Genomic DNA, 8,491 nt, shown 5'->3' with positions numbered 1-8,491 from the left:
AAGGAGAAGGACAAGACCTATGGGTGTGTTCAGCGACAGAACGAGTATGGAAAGAATACTGTATGCTGTATTTACCTATGAAAACAAAAAGGAGGGAACTAATACCCCTTTCTTACTGACACATAATAATTGACATTACCGATAAAAATTTTACATTGCAAATCAAATTGACTATTCCAATATTTCATACTACTATTTAACTCAAGAAGTACAGGTAAATTCTATGCTCAAAGAAACCTTTTACAGCTTTAGGGCAAGGGTCTTCTGGCTGACAGCCTTATTGGTATTGATGCTGTCCATATCCTTCACAGCGGTAGTAATCTATCAGCAGGAAAGGCTTTTAAAACAGGAACTCGTTAGCAGCGGGCTTAAATTATCAAGAAACATTGCCCATGATATTCAATTAAGCGTCTTTACAGAGGATACGGACTTTCTGAAAAATGCCGTCATGCAACACATTGATACAGAGGGTGATGTGGTATATGCTGCGGTATATAGCCTTAACTTAAAGCCCATCTTTAACTATTCAAGCAAAAAAGGGATTAGTGTCCCGCCTATAACGGAAGAGATAAAAAAACAGATAGACTTGTCTGCCGTAGCACAGGCAGGGAAAACTCAATCATGGCAGGATAGAGGTCATATCTATGAATTCTGGGCGACTGTTGTTTTATCAGGTGGTTTTAAAGGAGAGGATATAGTTACAGAAGGGACAAAGGTCATCGGCATAGTCCGTCTTGGCATCTCCACAAAAGGGGTGGATGCCCGCGTAAAGAATATCATCTGGACAAGCATATCTATAACCATTATCTTCCTTGTATTCTCCCTTATCCTCACATACCTGTTGACAAAACGGGTAACTGGGCCACTTTTTCGTTTAAAAGAAGCCGTGGAGTCCATAGAAAGGGGCGGCGCTTACGAAGGGATTAATATAAATTCAAATGACGAAATAGGCGAGCTGGCGTCATCCTTTAATAATATGGTGTCTGCGCTTAATAAAAAAGACAATGAAATTATGCAACATGTCAAGGAGCTTTCCGCGTTAAATACAGTAGCCTCTACGGTAAACCAGTCGCTTGATCTTAAGGAAACACTCAATGATGGCCTGAAGGAGATATTGAAGCTGACTAATATGGAGGCAGGCTGGATATTCCTTTTGTCAGAAGATGGTTCTGCGCTTAAGGTTTCCGCCCACGCCGGCGTAGAGGATAGTTTTATACAAAAGATTGACTTTCTTAAGCCCGGGGAAGGTCTTGCAGGTAAAGTGGCCCTATCGGGAGAAGCCATTATAGAGGAAGATATCTCTGGCGACCACAGGATTTCAAGGGGCGCTGTATTTGAAGAAGGTTTTAAGGCCTTTGCCAGCATTCCGCTGCGATCAAAGACAAGAACCCTCGGGGTTATGAATATAACCTCCCGCATGGCGCATCCCTTTACAACAGATGAGGTAGAACTCTTTTACTCTATAGGAAACCAGATGGGCACGGCTGTCGAAAACTCTCAGCTCTATGGGCAGTTAAAAAAACAGTTGGAAGAAATAGAGCGCACGCAGGACCAGCTTATCCGCTCTGCCCGGCTTGCCTCTCTTGGCGAGTTGTCAACCAATGTGGCCCATGAGATAAACAATCCGCTCACAGCCATATTGTCATATACGGCTATTATGCTGGAAAATGCGCCTGATACTGACCCGAACAGAGAAAAATTAAAGATCATCTATGATGAGACCATGCGGATAAGATATATTGTGAGAAACCTCCTGGACTTTGCGCGGCAGACCGAACCAAGACGGTATAATTGCTGCGCAGCAGATGTGACAAAGGACACCCTGAATTTAATCAGGCATCTGGCAAAGGTTGCAAATGTGGAGATAGTTGAAGAATATGCCCCGCATATGCCGATGGTGTCCATAGACATAAACCAGATAAAGCAGGCGCTGCTCAATATATTTAACAACGCTCTCTATGCAATGCCGAACGGCGGAATTTTAAAAGCAGCGGTAGAGGAAGGAAACGGATGGATAAAGATACATATCCATGATACAGGAGCCGGCATCCCAAAGGATATAATCCATAAGATATTTGATCCGCTCTTTACAACAAAACATGAAACAAATGGGGCAGGACTGGGGCTATCGGTAAGTCATGGAATAATAGAAAGACACGGAGGAGAGATAGAGGTAAAAAGCGAGCATGGCAAGGGAAGCATATTTACCATTAAACTGCCGATTGCTTAGAAATCCGAAACCCTAAATTAAAGGAGGTATATGTCAAACGAAAACATTTTAATTATAGACGATGAACCTGTAATCCTCAATCTCTCTTCTGAGATATTAGGGACGGTTAATTACAGGATAACAACAGCGCATGACGGGGAAGAAGGCCTTAAAAAGCTTAAGGCCGGCGACTTTGATATGGTAATTACTGACATTAGGATGCCCAGGATGGACGGCATGACCCTCATAAAAAAGATAAGAGAGGATATCTCTACAGACATTCCCGTTATTGTAACCACAGGCCACGGAACCATAGAAATCACCATTGAATCATTAAAGCACGGCGCGCAGGGTTTTATAATGAAACCGTTCACGCCGAAGGAACTCAGAGACACAGTTGAGGACACACTCAGAAAGAGCAATATCATAAAAGAGAATATAAAGTTAAAGGCATTTCTTCCTCTATTTGAGATCAACAGGAGGCTCTTCAGCGAGGTGCATATTAATAGGCTTTTCGAGAATATAGTTGAAGAAGCGGCCAAGTCCATGTCTGCGGAAAGCGCATCGCTTGCGCTGGCCGGAAACGACGGATTTCTCAACGTAAAGGCGTCTATCGGAAAGGTAATAGAAGGAGATCACGGAAGAATAAAGATTGGGGAAGGCATAGCAGGTCTTGCGGCAAAGGAAAAGAAGCCGGTTTTTCTGGATGAGCGGACAAAAACAGCCGTTTCTGTGCCGATACTCAGCAAAGGCGGGCTCATCGGGGTGCTTAATCTGGCAAAGCCGGCGGGAGTAAAACCTTTTATAAATTCAGATATTGAAATGCTTTCTATCCTGTGCGGTCAGGCCGGCATTGCAATAGAAAACGCCATGCTGTATGAAAGGGTAAAAAGCTCATATACAGGAATAATAGCAACATTGGCGTCCGCTATAGAGGCGAGAGACCCTTATACCGCAGGCCATGCAATCCGCATGGCGGAATATTCCAAATCTATCGCAGAGGAAATTGGGGTCTCCGGCCAGGCTATAGAAACCATATACAGGGCCGCGCTCATGCACGACATAGGAAAGATAGGTATCCCGGACAACATCCTGCTAAAAAACGGCCCTTTATCAGAAGACGAATGCCGTATCATGAAAAAGCACCCTGATATAGGCAGCAAGATATTGGAGAGCATGGACGGTCTTGCAAATGTGGCCAGGATCGTAAGATACCACCATAACAGGTTTGACGAGGGGCTAAAAGAAGAGTTCTCCGGCAATAGCGAGGAGATTATAGGCGCCAGGATTATTGCGGCGGCCGACGCATTCGAGGCAATGACATCCATAAGGCCCTACAGAAAGGCGATCCCTGCAACCGAGGCAGTAGAAGAGCTTAAGAGGATGGCCGGCAGCCAGTTTGATCCTGAGGTGGTAAACGTATTTATAAAGATATTAAGCAGACGTGGGATAATATAGCTGATAGCTCATAGTAGTTGCTATCAGCTATGAGCTAAACGCTTTGTCTTCTTTATCAACACAGAGGCATAGGCAGCCATGCCTTTGCCTGTGCCGGTAAAACCGAGGCCTTCAGAGGTAGTAGCTTTTACATTTATCAGGGATGGATTACAGCCAAGGGTTGCGGCTATATTTTTTATCATACCAGGAATATATTCGGCAAGGCGGGGTTTTTGGGCAATGATTGTAGAATCTATGTTTCCGATTGAATAGCCTTTATCCTTCATCATATCGGAAACCCTTGCAAGAAGCTTAAGGCTGGATATATCTTTATATCTCTTGTCATTGTTTGGAAAATGTTTCCCTATGTCGCCTTCTGCTATTGCGCCAAGTAAGCCGTCGCATATTGCATGCAGAAGAACATCAGCGTCAGAATGCCCCAGAAGACCTCTTGAAAAAGGTATCTCCACCCCTCCGATTATGAGTCTTCTGCCTTTTATAAGCCTATGGATATCGTAACCAAAACCAATCCTCATAAATTTACAGGTTGAGATTAAGGATGAGGTTGAGAAATGCTTAACCTAAACCTTAACCTGTTTTTTCTTGCTTTTAAGTATCGCCTCTCCCAACATCAAATCTTCCGGTGTTGTTATCTTTATATTGTCATATGAACCGTTTGTTATTGCCACTTTACAGCCAAGCCTTTCAACTAAAATACTGTCATCTGTCCCGATAAAACCCTGCTTTTTGGCAAACTCATGCGCCCTTTTAAGCATATCAAATCTGAATGCCTGCGGGGTCTGGACAGCCCATAATTCATCTCTTTTAATGGTTTTTTTCACAAATCCTGAAGACGTCTGCTTTATAGTGTCTTTTACAGGCGCCGCTAAAATCGCTGCCCCGTATCTATCGGCTGATTTTACTATCTTTTCTATTATCTCTTTTGTAACAAACGGCCGGACACCATCATGCACTACAACCATGTCCCAGCCATTACCCGCTGCCATAATGCCTGACATTACAGAATCCTGCCTTTCTTTTCCCCCATTTATAATCTTTATCACCTTTTTAAATCCAAATCTTTTTACTATTTTTTTTGAACAAAAATCTTCATCGCCTTTGGCTGTTAATATAATGATTGAGTTTATGGTATTGCTCTGCTCAAATGGTAAAACAGCATGCGCCAAAAGGGGTTTGCCGCCAAGGATTATATAGGGCTTTTTTATTCCTGAACCCATTCTTTTACCTTTGCCGGCTGCTGTGATAATAGCAATTGTTTTCACCTAATTCTTGCTCCTTCTCAAAAAACAAAAAAGCCAGAAACTTGTTTTTTACCAGTCCCCGGCCCCGATCTCCAATCTCCGTTTTTAACTCGTAATTTGCCACAGAGATGAATGTAAGAAACAACTCCTTATCAATAAACTTGCTGTCATACATTCATAATTTTATGTAGCTCAGCCTCTATTCTTTCTTCTGTCCACCTTCTGGCTATTGAAAGTTCTTTTACAAGAAGGTTTTTGGTAGTGTCCAGCATACGTCGTTCGCCAAAGGAAAGCTCCTTGTCTGTTTTCAGAAGATAAAGATCTCTAAAAACCTTTGCCACTTCCATAACACAACCTGTCTTAACCTTTTCCATATATTCGCGGTATCTCCTGTTCCATGTCTGTTTATCTGCGGGCATATCACTGCGCTCTTTTAGAACCGCATATACCTTTAACACAGTATCCTTATTTACTACCCTTCTAAGGCCAACCGTCTTTTCATTATTCACTGGCACCATAATTGTAGCGCCGCTCCCCAGTACCCTTAGGATATAAAATCTCTGGATTGCGCCGCCTGATATTTCCCTGGCTTCAATGGATTCAATATTCCCTACCCCGTGACCGGGATATACTGCTGTGTCTCCAATCTTAAACATCATTTTTCTCCTCTCGATTAGATTTTAAGCAGCTCTTTATTGATTTTGAACCCCAAAAACCGATTATCCCCCGGACAAACCTGATATAAATATTTCTAAGTATAGCATAATAATCCGCTAAAGTCAGAAATTTTTAAGGAAGTGAAGGCATATCCTCTACCTCTCGCTTTTCAGGTAGATTAAACAAATCGTCTGGAATATCCTGGTTTGGTTCTATATGATCATATCTTATAAGAATATTGGCCTTTTTATTATTTAAAGATATTACAAATGGAAAATTAAAGCCGTCTATTTCTTTATAGGAATCCATTGACACCTTTATCGGATAAATATCGCCCCTTGTACCCGGCAAAGTTATCTCCTCAATATTACCTTCGTGATTTATCAATATCTGTTCATCTCCTGAGTTTGTATAAACACACCGGCCGTTAGACAGAGTTTGGCTCAGATTATTTATTTCTCGGTTTCCGACCCCTGCGGCAGGCAGTCCTGAAAGATATTGAGGAAACAGGGAAGCCTCTACAGGCAGGGGGTAATCCCTATATACCTTATTTTCCTGAAATGAAAACAGAGATACATTTTTTTTATTATATGTGATGAGAAAAACAGTTTGATTGAAGGGACCAAGTATCTCCAGCCGAAATTGGTCAGGCCTCTTGACGATAATAACTGCTCTGCCGGCCATGTCCCTGTTATCTCCCTGCTTACTACCTGCGGGGACAAGTTTAGAGGCTATCTTTACCAGCGCAGTGCCTTTAAGAGTTTTTAGATTCTCATACTTTTTCTGCAGTAAAGAAATGGAGGCAGGGTCGAAGCACCTCCCCCCTGCCCCCTCTTTAGCAAAGGGGGGGATAGTGGGGGGTAGAGAGGCGCATCCTGCCAAAAAAAATAAGCAGTAAGCAATAAACAGTAATTGTTTGCCATATTTTCTATTTCTTGCCACCGGAGTGTTATTTCCTAATCCGTAGTTTTTTTAAGCCTCTCTAATTTTTCCTTGAGTTTGGTATTTTTGGGGTCAACCTTCAATGCCTTCTCATAGATTAGAGCGGCCTTATCCTTTAGCCCATTTTTCAGATAGGCATCGCCGAGATGCTCAAGCACCACCTGATCATCAGGCATATACTTAATAGCGCGTTCAAGTTCCTGCACAGCCAAGGCTATCTCGCCCATCTTATAATAAACCCAGCCAAGGCTGTCTATAATATGGCCGCTTTCAGGCTTTATAGTAAGCGCCTTTTTAATCAGGGACAACGCCTCTTCCAGGTTTATCCCTAATTCAGCATATGTATAGCCAAGATAGTTCAGCGCATTGGCATGGTCTGGATTTAATTTTATTGCAAGCCTCATCTCCTCCATTGATTTTTCCTTCTGGCCTGCGTCGTCATACAGCGCCCCAACCGTAAAATGCAGCTCTGCATTTTGAGGTTCAAGAAGAAGCGCCTGCTGTATTATCTTTACAGCATCATCAAGACGGCTGGCCTCCTTATAAACAGAGGCAAGCAGCTTGTAAAGCTCGATATCCGTGCCCTTTGTAGCTGCTATTGCCTCCTTTATGGCCTTTACAGCATCGTCAATACGTCCCTGCCTCTGATACATAAAGGCAAGATGTATCTTTGCATCCACAAATATCTCGCTGTCAGATGGGATCTTTTTAAATTCCTCCTGAGCCTTATCCAACTCCCCCTTTTCTTCATATGTGGTAGCCAGATAATACCTGACCTTATGAGCCTTTTGATCAATTGTCAGGGCCAGGCTGAATTGTATAATGGCCTCATCATACTTTTTTTGCTCAAAATATATCAGCCCTATCTTGGCCATAATGTCAAGCCTTGCATTGCCGGATGTTTCCATCTGCTTGAATTCTGTAATGGCCTCATCAAGCTTGTTCTGTTGAATTAGAAGCTGACCAACCCTGTTCCTTAAGTTTGTGTTGCGGGGTTGAAACTTAAGCGCCTTTTGATAGGACTCTATGGCCTTATCAAGCTTTTTCTCAAATTCATACACCATTCCAAGTTCTACAAGAATCATGTCTATTGAAGGATTTATATCCAATGCCTTGAGGTAATAATCCTCTGCCTCTGTATAACGGCCTCTTTCAGCCTCGACCCTGGCCAGATAGTAATAGCCCATAATTGATTCGTGGTTTATTCCGATAAGTTTTTTAAATATTTCTATGGCAAGGTCATAATTCTTGTGTTCCGCATATAACATACCAAGATACATATATGCCTTTGGATTTTCCGGCTCAAGAGAGATGGCTGTTTTATAGGCAAAAACAGCCTCATCATCCCGTTTAAGGGCAGTATAAATATTCCCAAGAAGCAGATGTGCGGGCGCATAATCCTTTGCAATCTTCACAGCATTTTCAAGGTTTAGAAGCGCCGTGTTATTATCGCCTTTTTTTATATACAGGGTGGCTATATCTATGTAAAGCGCCGGCTCCTTTGGGTCTAATTTAATAGCCTTTTTGTATTCTTCTATAGCGCCATCTGTATCTCCCTTATTCGCAAGCAATTGGGCAAGGGAAAAGTGATAGTAGCTGTTTCCTGTCTCTGGGGAAGAGGTTTTTGGGGCGGTTGCCGGCGTCTCCTTCTGCAGAATCCTTTCTTTAGCTGCTGTACAGGAAATGAGGGTTATTGATAAAAAAAATAAAGAGACACCCCACCTTTTAGAATTACACATCTTTGTCTCCCCCTGTTATTTTTAGGTTACAGGCAATAGAAAAAACCTTATGTATTAGGTTTGTGCAAGTAAGATAACATATGCTTCCAACATAGTCAATTACCTGTATAAGTCGGTAATGTATTATTTCTTGTGTCAGAAGCAAGAAAGGGGTATCTCCATGGTAAGCCAATACCAAAACAAAAGGAGGATACCCCATGACTCAAAGAGCCACAATAGAGAATTATGCACAGGCAGTAAGGATA

7 protein-coding genes are annotated in these 8,491 nt (G+C 42.4%); 2 read left to right on the top strand and 5 right to left on the bottom strand.

Annotation, left to right across the window (positions count from 1 at the left end; genetic code table 11):
- Positions 1-223: 223 nt before the first annotated feature.
- Positions 224-2,230 carry an ATP-binding protein gene (locus Q8P28_03265; GenBank protein MDP2681815.1) on the top strand — a complete coding sequence of 669 codons (2,007 nt, stop codon included), beginning with the start codon at positions 224-226 and terminating at the stop codon, positions 2,228-2,230.
- A 30-nt stretch (positions 2,231-2,260) separates the two neighbouring features.
- Positions 2,261-3,667 (top strand): response regulator, encoded by a 1,407-nt coding sequence (locus Q8P28_03260; protein MDP2681814.1) that lies wholly within the window; start codon positions 2,261-2,263, stop codon positions 3,665-3,667.
- 23 nt (positions 3,668-3,690) lie between these two features.
- Here Q8P28_03260 and ispF read toward each other — a convergent pair whose 3' ends face one another.
- The 5 genes from ispF to Q8P28_03235 all read right to left on the bottom strand — a co-directional run bounded on the left by ispF (position 3,691) and on the right by Q8P28_03235 (position 8,246).
- Positions 3,691-4,182 (bottom strand): 2-C-methyl-D-erythritol 2,4-cyclodiphosphate synthase, encoded by a 492-nt coding sequence (gene ispF, locus Q8P28_03255; GenBank protein MDP2681813.1) that lies wholly within the window; start codon positions 4,180-4,182, stop codon positions 3,691-3,693.
- Positions 4,183-4,227: 45 nt separating this feature from the next.
- The gene (gene ispD / locus Q8P28_03250) at positions 4,228-4,929 is read right to left on the bottom strand and encodes a 2-C-methyl-D-erythritol 4-phosphate cytidylyltransferase (protein ID MDP2681812.1); all 702 of its coding nucleotides are present in this window, start codon (positions 4,927-4,929) and stop codon (positions 4,228-4,230) included.
- 146 nt (positions 4,930-5,075) lie between these two features.
- Complete coding sequence (locus Q8P28_03245) at positions 5,076-5,564, bottom strand: CarD family transcriptional regulator (protein MDP2681811.1); 489 nt, start codon at positions 5,562-5,564, stop codon at positions 5,076-5,078.
- Between the two features lie 133 nt (positions 5,565-5,697).
- On the bottom strand, positions 5,698-6,507 hold the full coding sequence (locus Q8P28_03240; protein ID MDP2681810.1) for a hypothetical protein: 810 nt from the start codon (positions 6,505-6,507) through the stop codon (positions 5,698-5,700).
- Between the two features lie 14 nt (positions 6,508-6,521).
- Positions 6,522-8,246, bottom strand: a complete 1,725-nt coding sequence (locus tag Q8P28_03235) for a tetratricopeptide repeat protein (protein ID MDP2681809.1) — start codon at positions 8,244-8,246, stop codon at positions 6,522-6,524.
- Positions 8,247-8,491 lie beyond the last annotated feature (245 nt).

This window comes from Deltaproteobacteria bacterium, assembly GCA_030690165.1.
GTDB lineage: Bacteria > Desulfobacterota > GWC2-55-46 > UBA9637 > UBA9637 > JACRNJ01.
The sequence above is the reverse complement of the archived record's forward strand: the minus strand, read 5'-3'. Positions and strand labels throughout refer to the sequence as shown.

Coding starts and splice junctions, on each gene's coding strand:
- Q8P28_03260 (MDP2681814.1), top strand. CDS start 2,261: ATGTCAAACGAAAACATTTTAATTATAGACGATGAACCTGTAATCCTC.
- ispF (MDP2681813.1), bottom strand. CDS start 4,182: ATGAGGATTGGTTTTGGTTACGATATCCATAGGCTTATAAAAGGCAGA.
- Q8P28_03265 (MDP2681815.1), top strand. CDS start 224: ATGCTCAAAGAAACCTTTTACAGCTTTAGGGCAAGGGTCTTCTGGCTG.
- Q8P28_03235 (MDP2681809.1), bottom strand. CDS start 8,246: ATGTGTAATTCTAAAAGGTGGGGTGTCTCTTTATTTTTTTTATCAATA.
- Q8P28_03245 (MDP2681811.1), bottom strand. CDS start 5,564: ATGTTTAAGATTGGAGACACAGCAGTATATCCCGGTCACGGGGTAGGG.